13 protein-coding genes are annotated in these 14,889 nt (G+C 70.8%); all 13 read right to left on the reverse strand.

Annotated features, from left to right (window positions below; genetic code table 11):
* Positions 1-33: 33 nt before the first annotated feature.
* The 13 genes from GT045_RS28385 to GT045_RS28445 all read right to left on the reverse strand — a co-directional run bounded on the left by GT045_RS28385 (position 34) and on the right by GT045_RS28445 (position 14,879).
* On the reverse strand, positions 34-324 hold the full coding sequence (locus GT045_RS28385) for a YggT family protein (protein WP_161298001.1): 291 nt from the start codon (positions 322-324) through the stop codon (positions 34-36).
* A 61-nt stretch (positions 325-385) separates the two neighbouring features.
* Positions 386-1,027, reverse strand: coding sequence for a cell division protein SepF (sepF, locus tag GT045_RS28390; RefSeq protein ID WP_161298000.1), 642 nt, complete (start codon positions 1,025-1,027; stop codon positions 386-388).
* Between the two features lie 128 nt (positions 1,028-1,155).
* Positions 1,156-1,875, reverse strand: a complete 720-nt coding sequence (locus tag GT045_RS28395) for a YggS family pyridoxal phosphate-dependent enzyme (RefSeq protein ID WP_161335936.1) — start codon at positions 1,873-1,875, stop codon at positions 1,156-1,158.
* Between the two features lie 6 nt (positions 1,876-1,881).
* On the reverse strand, positions 1,882-2,610 hold the full coding sequence (gene pgeF / locus GT045_RS28400) for a peptidoglycan editing factor PgeF (RefSeq protein WP_161297998.1): 729 nt from the start codon (positions 2,608-2,610) through the stop codon (positions 1,882-1,884).
* Positions 2,607-3,815, reverse strand: coding sequence for a cell division protein FtsZ (gene ftsZ, locus GT045_RS28405; RefSeq protein WP_161297997.1), 1,209 nt, complete (start codon positions 3,813-3,815; stop codon positions 2,607-2,609). Before ftsZ ends, pgeF begins: the two co-directional genes overlap by 4 nt.
* 279 nt (positions 3,816-4,094) lie before the next feature.
* Positions 4,095-4,889, reverse strand: coding sequence for an FtsQ-type POTRA domain-containing protein (locus tag GT045_RS28410; RefSeq protein ID WP_161297996.1), 795 nt, complete (start codon positions 4,887-4,889; stop codon positions 4,095-4,097).
* A gap of 25 nt (positions 4,890-4,914) precedes the next feature.
* Positions 4,915-6,003, reverse strand: a complete 1,089-nt coding sequence (gene murG, locus GT045_RS28415; RefSeq protein ID WP_161297995.1) for an undecaprenyldiphospho-muramoylpentapeptide beta-N-acetylglucosaminyltransferase — start codon at positions 6,001-6,003, stop codon at positions 4,915-4,917.
* Positions 6,004-6,009: 6 nt separating this feature from the next.
* The gene (gene ftsW / locus GT045_RS28420; RefSeq protein ID WP_161297994.1) at positions 6,010-7,371 is read right to left on the reverse strand and encodes a putative lipid II flippase FtsW; all 1,362 of its coding nucleotides are present in this window, start codon (positions 7,369-7,371) and stop codon (positions 6,010-6,012) included.
* 68 nt (positions 7,372-7,439) lie between these two features.
* The gene (murD, locus tag GT045_RS28425; RefSeq protein WP_202529103.1) at positions 7,440-8,876 is read right to left on the reverse strand and encodes a UDP-N-acetylmuramoyl-L-alanine--D-glutamate ligase; all 1,437 of its coding nucleotides are present in this window, start codon (positions 8,874-8,876) and stop codon (positions 7,440-7,442) included.
* The gene (mraY, locus tag GT045_RS28430) at positions 8,858-9,931 is read right to left on the reverse strand and encodes a phospho-N-acetylmuramoyl-pentapeptide-transferase (protein WP_202516598.1); all 1,074 of its coding nucleotides are present in this window, start codon (positions 9,929-9,931) and stop codon (positions 8,858-8,860) included. Before mraY ends, murD begins: the two co-directional genes overlap by 19 nt.
* Positions 9,928-11,343, reverse strand: coding sequence for a UDP-N-acetylmuramoyl-tripeptide--D-alanyl-D-alanine ligase (gene murF, locus GT045_RS28435; protein WP_161297993.1), 1,416 nt, complete (start codon positions 11,341-11,343; stop codon positions 9,928-9,930). Before murF ends, mraY begins: the two co-directional genes overlap by 4 nt.
* A gap of 4 nt (positions 11,344-11,347) precedes the next feature.
* Positions 11,348-12,877: a UDP-N-acetylmuramoyl-L-alanyl-D-glutamate--2,6-diaminopimelate ligase gene (locus tag GT045_RS28440; protein ID WP_161335937.1), complete on the reverse strand. Its 1,530-nt coding sequence runs from the start codon at positions 12,875-12,877 to the stop codon at positions 11,348-11,350.
* Positions 12,878-13,043: 166 nt separating this feature from the next.
* A complete protein-coding gene (locus GT045_RS28445; RefSeq protein ID WP_161335939.1) occupies positions 13,044-14,879 on the reverse strand; it encodes a penicillin-binding protein 2 in 1,836 nt (611 codons plus the stop codon).
* Positions 14,880-14,889: the final 10 nt, after the last annotated feature.

Genomic DNA, 14,889 nt, shown 5'->3' on the forward strand with positions numbered 1-14,889 from the left:
CATCGGCAGTCGGCAAGACCGGATCGTCCATCCTCATCTCACGAAGTTCTGCGCAATGGAGATGAGAATGTAGACGATGATCATCAGTACGAAGAAGGACAGGTCGAGCGCCACGCCCCCGAGACGCAGCGGCGGGATGAACCGCCGCAGAAGCTTCAACGGTGGATCGGTGACAGTGTAGGTGGCCTCCAGTACGACCACCATCGCCTTGCCGGGTTGCCACGAGCGGGCGAACTGGAAGACGTAGTCCATGACCAGCCGGAAGATGAGCACGACGAGGAACACCATCAGCGCGATGTAGATCACCTGCGCGAACACGCTCATGGCCTGTGGTTCCCTCTCCCCTGTTCCCGTGCTTTTCCGTACTTCGGTTCGGTCGTGCGTCTCAGCTCTGGTTGAAGAACCCGCCCTCTGCGATGCGGGCCTTGTCCTCCGCCGTGACATCGACGTTAGCAGGAGACAACAGGAACACCTTCTGCGTCACCCGCTCGATGCTGCCGTGAAGACCAAACACCAAACCGGCCGCAAAGTCGACAAGTCGCTTGGCGTCTGTGTCATCCATCTCAGTCAGATTCATGATCACCGGGGTGCCTTCACGGAAGTGTTCCCCGATGGTACGGGCCTCGTTGTAGGTCCGGGGGTGAAGTGTGGTGATCCGGTACGGCTCTCGTTCCGACACGACCTTGGGCATGATCACCGGCGCGTTCTTCTCCAGGGACTGGCGTTCTTGTGTGATGGACGCCACGGGCGCGATACGCGCCGGGCGTCCGGATTCCGCGGCGAGCGAAGTCGCACGCGCCACCGGCTCGCGCGGCGCGGGCGGTTGCACGATTCGCACCTCTTCGTCCCTTTGGGACTGGTGTGCGCTGTGCGACTGGTGTGGCGCTTCGTGCCGCCGGTGGTCCCGCTCGGGCTCCGGGTCCAGCTCGGGCTCGAAATCGTCGTCGGGGTCGAATCCGCGGCCGTCGTACCCATCGTCCTCCACGAGGCCGAGGTAGACCGCCATCTTGCGCATCGCGCCGGCCATGCTCTGAGTCCTCCGCTCTGTGGTGGATCGACTGACGACTGCCAAGTGCCCGCGATCCACGTGGTCTTTGTGCCCAATTTCACGGGCATTGACCATATTTTCTGCTGTGGTCCGACTTCCTGGCGACGTTACCCGAGCCTGGGGCGGACTCCGAGTACCGCAGTGCCGACGCGCACATGTGTCGCCCCGGCGGCCACGGCCTGTTCGAGGTCCGCACTCATCCCTGCGGACACCATGGTTGCAGCAGGATGGGCTCGGCGCAGGTCAGTCGACAAATCCATGAGGCGCTCGAACGCGGCCTGTTCGCGCCCCGCGTACTCCCCCGTGAGCGGGGCGACCGTCATCAGCCCGTCGAGCCGCAGTCCGGGCGAGCCGGCGATCAGGCCGGCCAACTCCTCGATCCCGCCGGGGGCCACGCCACCGCGCTCGCCCCGGCCGCTCGCCCCCGCGTCCAGCGCGACCTGGACCAGGCAGCCCAGCTCGCGCTCCGCCCGTACGGCCTCCTTCGACAGGGCGGCGACGAGCCGCGACCGGTCGACGGACTGCACGACGTCGACATAACCGACCACGGAACGCACTTTGTTGGTCTGCAACTGACCGACGAAGTGCCACGTCAGGGGCAGGTCCGCGCAGGCGGCCGCCTTCGGGGCCGCGTCCTGGTCGCGGTTCTCGGCGACATGGCGCACCCCGAGGTCCGACAGGATCCGCACATCGCTCGCCGGGTAGGTCTTGGTGACCACGATCAGGGTCACCTCGTCCCGCTCGCGTCCGGCGGCCGCGCATGCGGCCGTGATGCGCTCCTCCACTTTCGCCAGGTTCGCGGCGAGTTCGGTCTTACGGTCCGTCATGCCCCATCAGTCCAGCCAGACATAGCCCGCGAGGCGCCCGGTGGCGCGGTCGCGGCGGTACGAGAAGTGGTCGTCGGACTCCAGCGTGCACACCGGCGACTGCGCCCGGTCGCACACCCCGAGCCGGTCCAGCTGGGCGTGCACCCCGGCGCTCACGTCGACCGCCGGCGTGCCCCAGCTCGTCTCGGCGTGCGCCGCCGGCTCGACGGCGGCCACCTCGGCGCGCATCGTCTCCGGCACCTCGTAGCACCGGCCGCACACGGCCGGCCCGGTGCGGGCGACGATGCGGGCGGGGTCGGCGCCGAGCGACTTCATGGCGTCGACCGCGGCGGGCACGATCCCCTGAACCATGCCGGGCCGCCCGGCGTGGGCCGCGGCGACCACACCGGCGACCGGGTCGGCCAGCAGCACCGGCACGCAGTCGGCGGTCAGGACGGCCAGGGCCAGATCGCGGGTCGCGGTCACCAGCCCGTCGACCTCGGGGACGACCCGCGTGGTCCACGGCCCGTCCACCTCGGCGACGTCACTGCCGTGCACCTGGTTCATCCAGACCACCCGCGCCGGGTCCAGGCCCAGCGTCTTGGCGGCCAGTTCCCGGTTGGTGCGTACGGCGTCGGGGTCGTCGCCGACCGCCCCGCCGAGGTTCAGCTCCTCATACGGAGCGGCGCTCACCCCGCCCCACCGGTCGGTGAAGGCGAAGTGCGCGCCGCTGACGCTCTCGCGCTGTCCTATCACTTGAGGAAGTCCGGCACGTCCAGCTCCTCGGCCGCGCTGTCCGAGTAGGTCCGGGGCGCCGGCGTCACCGGCGGGGTGACCGGGATGTCGGGCACCGGCTCGGGCGCCGGCTCCGGCTCCTCCTTCGGCTTGACGCTGCCGAGCGAGCCGAAGGACGGGCGGCTGGGCTCGCTCGGGCGGGCCGGAGCGGGCTCCTCGCGACGGCCGGCGGCCGGGCCGGAGGCCGAGCTGAGGACGTTGTCCCGGCGGGCCGGCGGCTGGCCGCCGTCGAAGCCGGCCGCGATCACGGTGACCCGGACCTCGTCGCCGAGGGCGTCGTCGATGACCGCGCCGAAGATGATGTTGGCCTCGGGGTGGGCGGCCTCGCTGACCAGCTGGGCGGCCTCGTTGATCTCGAACAGACCGAGGTCGGAACCGCCGGAGATGGAGAGCAGCACGCCCCGGGCGCCGTCGATGGACGCCTCCAGCAGCGGCGAGGAGATCGCCATCTCGGCCGCGGCCACCGCGCGGTCGTCGCCGCGGGCCGAGCCGATCCCCATGAGGGCCGAACCCGCCTCGGACATGACCGACTTGACGTCGGCGAAGTCGAGGTTGATCAGGCCGGGGGTGGTGATGAGGTCGGTGATGCCCTGGACACCGGAGAGCAGGACCTGGTCGGCGGACTTGAACGCGTCCAGGACCGAGACCTGGCGGTCCGAGATGGACAGCAGCCGGTCGTTGGGGATGACGATGAGGGTGTCGACCTCTTCGCGCAGTTCGGCGATGCCGTCCTCGGCCTGGTTCGCGCGGCGCCGTCCCTCGAAGGTGAACGGGCGCGTGACCACGCCGATGGTGAGGGCGCCGAGCGAGCGTGCGATGTTGGCCACGACGGGCGCGCCGCCGGTGCCGGTGCCGCCGCCTTCACCGGCCGTCACGAAGACCATGTCGGCCCCCTTGAGGACCTCCTCGATCTCCTCGCGGTGGTCCTCGGCGGCCTTGCGGCCGACGGCCGGGTTGGCTCCGGCGCCGAGTCCCCGGGTGAGTTCCCGGCCGACGTCGAGCTTGACGTCGGCGTCGCTCATCAACAGCGCCTGTGCGTCGGTGTTGATGGCGATGAACTCGACACCCTTGAGACCGACCTCGATCATCCGGTTGATGGCATTGACACCACCGCCGCCGACACCGATGACCTTGATGACTGCGAGGTAGTTCTGCGGTGCTGCCACGTCGAAGGCCTCTCGCCTCGAATTACGTTGTCGCCGCCGTGCGGTGCCCCGCACCGGGACGACAGATGCCGAATGGGACGGTCCGTAGCGCCGACCCGAACCCTAACCTTGAAGTTTAGGGTTACCAGTGTGTCTGTTCCCTGGAGTCTTCTGAACAGGACACTAAGTCGACAAGTGGCGCCCGTTCAACGAACACGCCGAACCTCCCGTTTTTCTTTTCACCCTATGTGATCAGCCGTAGCGGTGCCCAACCAGGGTGCTGGCCTGCGCTGATGTGCGTCAACTCCCCGATGACGCAGGGGCGGTGGGAACGCTGACATCGAAGTACCGCGCGCCGGGAGCTGCTTTCATGAGAGCCGTGAGGGCTCGTGCCTTGGCGCGGCCTTCCTCGTCGCTCCCCCATGCCACCGTGCGGCCGTCGCCCAACTCCAGCGAGATGGCGTCGTAGGAGCGGACTTGGACGGTCCGGGTGGTCTGCGCCACGGCCGGGGGCAGGTCTCCGGCGACGGTCACGGCCGCGCGCACGAGCCGGCCGGTGCCGAAGCGGCGCAGGCTCGCGGCGCCCGGCCCCTTCCGGGACGCGGACAGCTCCAGTGCCGGGACGCCTTTCGGGGCCTGCGCGACCGTGGCGAACCGGACACCTTCGTCGTCGACTTCGGTGAACTTCTGCCCCTGTCGGACCAGAAGAACCGGGGTGCGCTCGATCACTTTCAGACCGATCCCACGGGGCCAGGAGCGCACCACGTCGACGCTGTCGATCCGGGGAAGTCTCCGGCGCAGCCGGGCCCCGATGGCGTCCGTGTCGACGGAGGCCATCGGCGCCCCGACGGGCACGGCCGCCGCGCGTCGCACCTCTTCGGGGGTCAGCACGAGGGTGCCCGACACCGAGACGTGCCTGACACGCAGCCACTGGGAGCCGTACAACACCCAGGTGCCGCCCGCGCCCAGGAGCACGGCGAGGACGGCCAGGATGACGATCGTACGAAGTCGCCGGTTTCTGAGCGCGCGGGCGAGCGGCGGGCCGGACGACTCCTGCTGGCGTTCCCCGCGCTCGGCGGTCGTCGGTCCGGCCACGCTACTGCCCTTTCGTCATACGGTCCTATCGGCGCGAGGCGATCGCCTCGTACACCATGCCGACGAGCAGGTCGTCGGCGTCCCGGCGGCCGAACTCGCTCGCCGCGCGGGACATCTCGTACAGCCGGTGCGGGTCGGCGAGCACGGGCAGCACGTTCTGCTGCACCCACTCGGGCGTCAGTTCCGCGTCGTCGACGAGGAGCCCGCCGCCGGCCTTGACCACCGGCTGGGCGTTGAGCCGCTGTTCGCCGTTGCCGATGGGCAGCGGGACGTAGGCGGCCGGGAGCCCGACGGCGGAGAGTTCGGCGACGGTCATCGCGCCCGCGCGGCAGAGCATCATGTCGGCCGCGGCGTACGCGAGGTCCATCCGGTCCAGGTAACTTACCGGCAGATACGGGGGCATCCCCGGCATCTGGTGCACCTGCGGCAGTTCGTTCTTCGGACCGACCGCGTGCAGGATCTGGATCCCGGCCTGCTGGAGCCACGGGGCGACCTGCTGGACCACCTCGTTGAGGCGCCGGGCGCCCTGGGAGCCGCCGGAGACCAGCAGCGTGGGCAGGTTCGGGTCGAGCCCGAACCGGGCGCGGGCCTCCGGGCGGGCGGCTGCGCGGTCCAGCGTGGCGATCGAGCGGCGCAGCGGGATGCCGATGTAGCGGGCGTCCCGCAGCTTGCTGTCCGGGGTGGAGACGGCGACCCGGGCCGCGTACCGCGAGCCGATCTTGTTGGCCAGGCCGGGACGGGCGTTGGCCTCGTGGATCACGATGGGCACGCCGAGACGCTTGGCGGCCAGGTAGGCGGGCAGGGCGACATAGCCGCCGAAGCCCGCCACGCAGTCCGCCTTGGTGCGCTCCAGGATCTGCTCGGCGGCCTTGATCGTGCCGCGCAGCCGGCCCGGGACGGTGATCAGCTCGGGGGTGGGCTTGCGGGGCAGCGGCACCGCCGGGATCAGCGCCAGCTCGTAGCCGCGCTCCGGGACGAGCCGGGTCTCCAGGCCGCGCTCCGTGCCCAGGGCCGTGATCCCCACGGTCGGGTCCTGCCTGCGCAGGGCGTCCGCGAGGGCGAGCGCGGGCTCGATGTGGCCGGCGGTCCCCCCACCGGCGAGTACGACATGCACCGAAATTCACCGCTCTCCGGACGAACGCGCCGCCGAGGCACGCCGTCGCATCGTGTTCCATCTCCGAGGCCCCCGCTCGGCACCGGAGCCTCCCGCCCGCTTTTTACCAAAGCGAGGTTGCCGCATCGCAAGCGCCGCCCGCGCAGCGGGCTCGTCGCGCGCGAAGGCGATCAGCAGCCCGATGGCGAACATGGTCGGCAGCAGGGCGGACCCTCCGTAGGAGAACAGCGGGAGCGGGACGCCGGCGATCGGCAGCAGGCCGAGCACCGCGCCGATGTTGATCACCGCCTGAGCGGTGATCCACGTGGTCACACCTCCCGCGGCATACCTCACGAAGGGGTCCTCCGTGCGTCCGGCCACGCGGATACCCGCATAGCCTAGAGCCGCGAACAGGGCGAGCACCGACAGCGTCCCCGCCAGACCCAGTTCCTCGCCGGTGACGGCGAAGATGAAGTCGGTGTGGGCCTCTGGGAGTTGACCCCATTTTTCCACACTCGCGCCGAGCCCGGAGCCGAAGAGTCCGCCGGAGGCGAGCGCGTAGATGCCGTGCACGGCCTGCCAGCAGTCGGCCACCCCCGTCCGGGGCTCCGTGGCGCCGATACAGGCGAGCCGGGCCATCCGGTTGGGGCTGGTCTTGATCAGCAGCACACCGATCAGGGCGGCGACCGACAGCACCCCGGCGAACAGCCGGGTCGGCGCGCCCGCGAGCCACAGCAGGCCGAACAGGATCGCTGTGAGAATGATCGCGGTGCCCATGTCGCCGCCGAGCATGATCAGCCCCAGCAGCAGGAAGGCGACCGGGACCAGCGGCACGAGCATGTGCTTCCACTGGTTCAGCAGTTTCCGCTCCTGCTTGCGGGCGATCAGGTCCGCGCCCCACAGCACCAGGGCGAGCTTGCCGAACTCGCTGGGCTGGATCTGGAAGGAGCCGCCGAGGGAGATCCAGTTCTGGTTGCCGTTGACCGCCATCCCTATCCCGGGCACCTGTACCAGGACCATCAGGAAGACGGCGGCGGCGAGGATCGGGTAGGCCAGTGCCCGGTGCAGCTTCACCGGCATGCGGGAGGCGGCGAACAGCAGTGCGCCGCCGATGACCGCGGCGAGGAACTGCTTGCGGAAGAAGTACGAGCCGGGCAGCGAGAGCTGGAGCGCCGTGATCTGGGAGGCCGAGTAGACCATCACCAGCCCCAGCACGATGATCAGCACGCAGCCGCCGACGATCAGGTAGTAGGCGGTCAGCGGCCGGTCCCACGCCTTGCGCGCGCGGGAGTAGAACCGCTGTACCGGGTTCTCCCGCACGGGGCGGGGTGCGGCGGGACGGCGGGACGCCCGCTGCACGGGCGGCCGGCCGGTACGGCTACCGGGCATCGGCGCCTCCACTGAACGTCGACCGTCCCACGCGTCCCTCCCAAGTTCCGCCCGGCAGGCGGCCGGGGTCAGGCGCCGAGTTCGCGGACCGCAGCCGCGAACGCGTCACCGCGCTGGTTGTAGTTGGTGAACATGTCCATGGAGGCACAGGCCGGGGCCAGCAGCACCGTGTCGCCGGGCTGAGCCAGCCGCTTCGCTTCCGTCACCGCCTGGAGCATCGCCCCAGTGTCGGTCCGGTCGAGGTCGACCACGGGTACTTCCGGGGCGTGTCGCGCGAGGGCCTCGCGGATCAGGGCCCGATCGGCGCCGATCAGGACCACGCCGCGCAGGCGCTTCGCCGACCTGGCGACCAGCTCGTCGAAGGTCGCGCCCTTCGCCAGACCGCCCGCAATCCATACGATCGGTTCATATGACGCCAACGAGGCTTCCGCCGCGTGGGTGTTGGTCGCCTTGGAGTCGTCCACGTACGCGACACCGTCGATGTCGGCCACGTGCGCGATGCGGTGGGCGTCCGGGCGGAAGGCCCGCAGACCGTCCCGTACGGCGGTGGCGGGCACCCCGAAGGCGCGCGCGAGGGCGGCCGCCGCAAGGGCGTTGGCGATGTTGTGCGGGGCCGGCGGGTCGACGTCGCCGACCTCGGCCAGCTCCTGCGCGTTCTTCTGCCGGTTCTCCACGAAGGCCCGGTCGACCAGGATGCCTTCCACGACGCCGAGTTCGGAGGGGCCGGGCGTGCCCAGGGTGAACCCGACGGCCCGGCAGCCCTCTTCGACGTCGGCCTCGCGCACGAGGTCCTCGGTCGCCCTGTCCGCGACGTTGTAGACGCAGGCGACCTTGTTGCCCTCGTAGATGCGGCCCTTGTCGCGTGCGTACGCCTCCATGGAGCCGTGCCAGTCCAGGTGGTCCGGCGCGAGGTTCAGGACCACCGCCGAGTGCGCCCGCAGGGAGGGCGCCCAGTGGAGCTGGTAGCTGGACAGCTCCACGGCGAGGACGTCGTAGCGCTCCTCGCCGAGGACCGCGTCCAGCAGGGAGACCCCGATGTTGCCGACCGCGGCCGTGCGCAGGCCCGCCGCCGTCAGGATCGAGGCGAGCATCTGGACGGTCGTGGTCTTGCCGTTGGTGCCGGTCACGGCCAGCCAGGGGGCCGCGTCGGGCCCGCGCAGCCGCCAGGCCAGCTCCACGTCGCCCCAGACCGGCACACCGGCCCGGTCGGCCGCCAGGAACAGCGGCTTGTCCGGCTGCCAGCCGGGGGCGGTGACGATCAGCTCGGTGCCCTCCGGCAGGGTGGCGCCGTCGCCCAGGCGCACGGTGACGCCGAGCGCGCGGAGTTCCGCCGCCTGCTCCCGCGCGCGGGCGTCGTCGCCGTCGTTGACGACCGTGACGACCGCACCGCGCGCGTGCAGCGCCCTGGCCGCCGGGACGCCGGAGACGCCGAGGCCGGCGACGGTGACGTGCTTGCCCTGGAAGTCGAAGAGCTCCGAGGTGGAGGTCACTTGTCCGCTGCCCATCCCGCGTAGAAGAGGCCCAGTCCGACGATCACACAGATGCCCTGGATGATCCAGAAACGGACCACCACCAGGACCTCGGACCAGCCCTTGAGTTCGAAGTGGTGCTGGAGCGGTGCCATCCGGAAGACGCGCTTGCCGGTGAGCCGGAAGGAGCCGACCTGGATGACGACCGACATGGTGATGAGGACGAACAGGCCGCCCATGATGGCCACCAGCAGCTCCGTGCGGGAGAGGATGGCCAGGCCCGTGAGGACACCGCCGAGCGCGAGCGAACCGGTGTCGCCCATGAAGATCTTGGCCGGCGAGGTGTTCCACCACAGGAAGCCCAGGCAGGCGCCCATCAGCGCGGAGGCGACCACGGCGAGGTCCAGCGGGTCGCGCACCTCGTAGCAGGCACCCGGGTTGGTGAGGGTCTGCGCGTTGGCGCAGGACTCCTGGAACTGCCAGACGCCGATGAACGTGTAGGCGCCGAAGACGAGGACCGAGGCGCCGGTGGCGAGACCGTCCAGACCGTCGGTCAGGTTCACGCCGTTCGACATGGCGAGGATCATGAACAGCGCCCAGACCACGAACAGCACCGGGCCGATGGACCAGCCGAAGTCGGTGATGAACGACAGCTTCGTGGACGCCGGGGTGTTGCCGCGCGCGTCTGAGAACTGCAGCGACAGCACGGCGAAGCCGATGCCGACGATCAGCTGGCCGGCCATCTTCGCCTTGGCCCGCAGACCCAGCGAACGCCGCTTGACGATCTTGATGTAGTCGTCCAGGAAGCCGACCAGGCCCATGCCGAACATCAGGCCGAGCACCAGCACGCCCGAGTACGTCGGCGTCTGGCCGGTGATCACCTTGGACAGGAAGTACGCGGCGATCGTCGCCAGGATGAAGGCGATACCACCCATGGTCGGGGTACCGCGCTTGCTGGCGTGCTCCCGGGGGCCGTCGTCCCGGATGTACTGGCCGTACCCCTTGCGGGCGAGCAGCTTGATCAGCAGCGGGGTGCCGATCAGTGTCAAGAAGAGGCCGATGACACCCGAGAACAGGATCTGCTTCATCATCGGGCATCAACCCCACGCCCGGTACCGGCCTCGGCGAGCGCCTGGGCGACGCTCTCCAGCCCCACCGAACGGGACGCCTTCACGAGTACGACGTCCCCCGGCCGCAACTCGCTGCGCAACAGGTCGATCGCCGCCTGTGCGTCGGACACGTGCACCGACTCCTCACCCCACGAACCCTCGTTATATGCGCCCAGTTGCAGCCAGGAGGCCTCAATCCCCCCGACGGCGACGAGCTTGCTGACGTTGAGCCGGACGGCGAGCCGTCCGACGGCGTCGTGCTCGGCGAGCGCCTCGTCCCCCAGCTCGGCCATCTTGCCGAGCACCGCCCACGTGCGGCGCCCCTTGCCCATGGCCGCGAGCGCCCGGAGGGCGGCCCGCACGGACTCGGGGTTGGCGTTGTAGGCGTCGTTGACGATGGTCACGCCGTCCGGGCGCTCGGTGACCTCCATGCGCCAGCGGGAGAGGGAGCCCGCCTCGGAGAGCGCGAGGGCGATCTCTTCCGCGGACATGCCCAGCTCATGGGCGACGGCGGCCGCGGCGAGCGCGTTCGACACGTGGTGCTCACCGTACAGGCGCATGGTCACATCGCTTGCACCGGAGGGTGTGTGAAGTCTGAAGGCCGGCTGTCCGCTGTCCGTGAGTCGCACGTTCTCGGCGCGTACGTCCGCTTCGGCCGACTCTCCGAAAAGGACCACCTTCGCCTTGGTACGGGAGGCCATGGCCCGGACCAGCGGGTCGTCGGCGTTGAGGATCGCCACACCGCCCTCGGCCTCGGCGGGCAGCGCCTCGACCAGTTCGCCCTTCGCCTGGGCGATCTGCTCGCGGCCGCCGAACTCGCCGATGTGGGCGGTGCCGACGTTGAGCACCAGGCCGATCCTCGGCGGGGTGAGGCCGGCGAGGTAACGGATGTGGCCGATGCCGCGCGCGCCCATCTCCAGCACGAGGAACTTCGTCTCCGCGGTGGCGGACAGGGCGGTCAGCGGCAGCCCGATCTCGTTGTTGAGCGAGCCGGGCGTGAACACCGTCGGCGCCTTGCGCTGGAGCACCTGGGCGATGAGGTCCTTGGTGCTGGTCTTGCCGGCCGAGCCGGTCAGGGCGACGAGGGTCGCGCCCAGCCGGCGTACGACGTGCCGGGCGAGGGCACCGAGGGCGGCCTGGACGTCGTCCACGACGACGGCGGGGACGCCGACCGGCCGGGAGGCCAGCACGGCGACCGCACCGGCCCCGACGACCTGCTCCGCGTAGTCGTGGCCGTCCACGCGCTCGCCGACGAAGGCGGCGAACAGGCTGCCCGGCACCACCTCACGGGAGTCCCGGACGACCGGTCCCGTCACCTGCGCGGACGGATCCGGTATGTCGTGCGTCTGCCCGCCGACGACTGCTGCGATCTCGGCGAGGGAGAGGGCGATCACAAGTTCATCCCTGGGTCTTCTGGATAGCTTCGCGAAGCACCTGGCGGTCGTCGAAGGGACGGATCACGCCGGCGATGTCCTGGCCCTGCTCGTGGCCCTTGCCGGCGACCAGCACCGTGTCGCCGGCCTGGGCGCGGCCCACGACGGCGGCGATGGCGGCGGCCCGGTCCTCGAAGAGGAGCACCTCGCCGCGCTCGTGCGCGGGCACGGAGGCCGCGCCCTGGAGCATGGTCGCGAGGATGGCCAGGGGGTCTTCCGAGCGGGGGTTGTCGGAGGTGAGTACGGCCGTGTCGGAGAGGCGGGCCGCGGCGGCGCCCATCGGGGCGCGCTTGGTCTGGTCGCGGTCGCCGCCGCAGCCGAGGACGATGTGCAGCCGGCCCTTGGTGACCTTGCGCAGCGCCTTCAGCACGGACTCGACCGCGTCGGTCTTGTGGGCGTAGTCGACGACCGCGAGGTAGGGCTGCCCGGCGTCGACGCGCTCCAGACGGCCCGGGACGCCCGGTACGGCGGCGATGCCGTCGGCGGCGGCCTGCGGGTCGAGGCCGGCGACGGCGAGGGCGACGACGGCGGCGAGGGTGTTCGCCACGTTGAAGGGGCCGGCGATCGGCGACCTGGCGTGGATCCGCCGGCCGTCCGGGCCGACCACGGTGAACGTCGAGTCCGTGGGGCCGACCTGGACGTCCTCGGCGCGCCAGTCGGCGTCGGGGTGGCCCTCGGCGGAGAAGGTGACGACCGGGACGGTCGCCTCCTCGGCGAGCCGGCGGCCGTACTCGTCGTCGGCGTTGACCACGCCGAGCCTGCTGCGCTCCGGCGTGAAGAGCTGCGCCTTGGCCCGGAAGTAGTCCTCCATGTCGGAGTGGAACTCCATGTGTTCCGGGCTGAGGTTGGTGAAGACGGCGATGTCGAAGACGCAGCCGTCGACCCGGCCGAGGACCAGGGCGTGGCTGGAGACCTCCATGGCGACCGCCTCGACACCGCGCTCGCGCATGACGGCGAACAGGGCCTGGAGGTCGGTGGCTTCGGGGGTGGTGCGCTCGGACTTGATGCGCTCGTCGCCGATGCGCATCTCCACGGTGCCCACGAGGCCGGTGGCACGGGCGGTCCGCAGGCCGCCCTCCACCAGGTAGGCGGTGGTGGTCTTGCCGGAGGTGCCCGTGATGCCGATCTGGAGCAGGTCGCGGCCCGGGTGGCCGTAGACCGTGGCCGCCAGTTCGCCCATCCGCGCGCGGGGGTCGTCCACGACCAGGACCGGCAGGCCGGCCGCCGCGGCGCGCTCGGCGCCGCTCGGGTCGGTGAGCACGGCGGCCGCGCCGAGGCTCGCGGCCTGGGTGACGAAGTCGGCACCGTGCAGCCGGGCGCCCGGCAGGGCGGCGTACAGGTCGCCGGGGCGGACGGCGCGCGAGTCGTGGGTGATCCCCGTGATCCCCGTGATCCCGGCGGGGCCGGCCGGAGCGGCGGCACCCAGCTGATCGGCGAGTTCCGCGAGGGGTGTGGCGGAGACCTGAACCGGTCGCGGCGGTCCCGGATATGTCACGGAAGCGCCCTTCTGGGTGGTTTGGGACTGATCAGCGTGTGGCACGGCGGTGAGCGTACCGGGCGTACCCGCCCGGGAGCGAAGTGAGGGGTTCTCGGCCCCGTGGTTCCCGGCGCCGGGGGTGATCGTTGTCACGAGCTGGTTCCTGGTGTTTCCGTGGTGCTGATCAGGGCTTGTAGTCGACGGGCAGGCTGGCGGCCTTCGCCCCGGTCGGCGGGACCTGGAGGGTCTTCAGGGCGAACTCCATCACCTGCTTGTAGATGGGACCGCAGATCTGGCCGCCGAAGTAGCTGCCGGAGGTGGCGTTCTGGATGGCGCAGTAGACGGTGATCCGCGGGTTGTCGGCGGGGGCGAAGCCGGCGAAGGACGAGGTGTAGCCGCGGTAGCGGCCGGTGGCCGGATCCACGCGGTTGGCGGTGCCGGTCTTGCCCGCCACCCGGTACCCGGGGATGCGGGCCTTGATGCCGGTGCCCTGCTCGTCGTCGACCACGGACTCCAGCATCTGGGCGAGGCTCTTGGCGGTCTCCTCGCTGACGACCCGTGCCTGCCGGGGCTTCGCCGCCGGGGTGAAGCGCCCGTCGGCGCCCTTGGTCCCGCGCACCAGGCTCGGTTCGACGCGGACGCCGCCGTTGGCGATGGTCGAGTAGACCGAGGCGGCCTGCATCGCGTTGATGGAGAAGCCCTGGCCGAAAGGGATCGTGTACTGCTGCGAGGTGGACCACTTCTGCGGCTGCGCGAGGATGCCGGGCGTCTCGCCGGGGAAGCCGAGGCCGGTGTAGCCGCCGATGCCGAACCTGCGCAGGTACGAGTGGAGGACCTTGTTGGCCTCGGGCTGGCTCCTGCCCAGCTGGCCAGTGGCCAGGATGGTGCCGATGTTGCTGGACTTGGCGAGCACGCCGTTGAGCGTGAGGTACCAGGTGGCGTGGTCGACGTCGTCCTGGAAGAGCCGGTCACCGCGGTGCAGCCGGTTGGGCACCACGACGTGGGTGAGCGGGGTGGCCGCGTTCCGCTCCAGCACGGCCGCCATCGACATCACCTTGGCCGTGGAGCCGGGCTCGTAGGCGTCCTGGAGGGCCGCGTTGCCCATGGCCTCGCCGTCGGCCTTCGACAGGTCGTTCGGGTCGAAGCCGGGTGAGTTGGCCATGGCGAGGATCTGGCCGGTGCGGGTGTCCTGGACGATGACGTAGCCGCGGTCCGCCCTGGACTTCCGCACCTGCTCGCTGATCGCGTTCTGGGCGGCCCACTGGATGTCGCGGTCGATGGTCAGCTCGACGTCGGAGCCGGGCACGGCGGGGGTCTCGGTGGACCCGGCCGTGGGCACCTCGCGCCCGCCGGACTGGGCGTACCGGAGCTCGCCGTCCTTGCCGGACAGCTGCTTGTCCAGCTGCTGCTCGATGCCGCCGCCGCCCTGGCCGTCGGCGTTGACCCAGCCCAGTATCCCGGCGGCCAGGTCACGGTTGGGGTACACACGCTGGCTGCTGGGGTCGGCGAAGACACCGGCCAGCACGTTGACGGTGCTCCGGTCGGTCTCGCCCTTCTTCGTGAGCGCGCTCTTGAGGTCCTTGATCTGCTTCCAGACCTGCGGGGTCTGCCGGACGGCGAGCCGGGTGTAGCGGGAGTTCCTGTTCTCGGGCCGCAGCTTCCTGACGAGCGCGGCCTGGTCCTGGCCGAGGATCGGCGCGAGCAGCGCGGCGGCCCGCTCCGGGCCGTCCTGGATCTTCAGCTGCTTCGCGGCGAACATGGTCGGGTCGGCCGTGATGTCGTACGCGTCCTCGCTGACGGCGAGGGCGACGCCGTTGCGGTCGGTGATCTCGCCGCGCTCCGCGGGCAGGGTGTGCACCACGTAGCGGTTCTGCTCGGCCCGTGCCGCGTAGGCGCTCGCGTCGACGGCCTGGACCTGGAGCAGCCGTACGACGAAGACGAGCAGCACCAGGGTCAGCGCGAGGGCGACCAGGCGCAGCCGGGGCCGCGGGCTGCCGAGCCGGAGCGGGCGCGGGGGCATGGGCCGGGCT

This window comes from Streptomyces sp. SID486, assembly GCF_009865385.1.
Classification (GTDB): Bacteria; Actinomycetota; Actinomycetes; order Streptomycetales; family Streptomycetaceae; genus Streptomyces.

What these genes read in the sequence shown, in the direction of transcription:
- GT045_RS28385 (WP_161298001.1), bottom strand. Translation starts at nt 324, where the DNA reads ATGAGCGTGTTCGCGCAGGTGATCTACATCGCGCTGATGGTGTTCCTC.
- sepF (WP_161298000.1), bottom strand. Translation starts at nt 1,027, where the DNA reads ATGGCCGGCGCGATGCGCAAGATGGCGGTCTACCTCGGCCTCGTGGAG.
- GT045_RS28395 (WP_161335936.1), bottom strand. Translation starts at nt 1,875, where the DNA reads ATGACGGACCGTAAGACCGAACTCGCCGCGAACCTGGCGAAAGTGGAG.
- ftsW (WP_161297994.1), bottom strand. Translation starts at nt 7,371, where the DNA reads ATGCCCGGTAGCCGTACCGGCCGGCCGCCCGTGCAGCGGGCGTCCCGC.
- murD (WP_202529103.1), bottom strand. Translation starts at nt 8,876, where the DNA reads ATGGGCAGCGGACAAGTGACCTCCACCTCGGAGCTCTTCGACTTCCAG.
- mraY (WP_202516598.1), bottom strand. Translation starts at nt 9,931, where the DNA reads ATGATGAAGCAGATCCTGTTCTCGGGTGTCATCGGCCTCTTCTTGACA.
- GT045_RS28445 (WP_161335939.1), bottom strand. Translation starts at nt 14,879, where the DNA reads ATGCCCCCGCGCCCGCTCCGGCTCGGCAGCCCGCGGCCCCGGCTGCGC.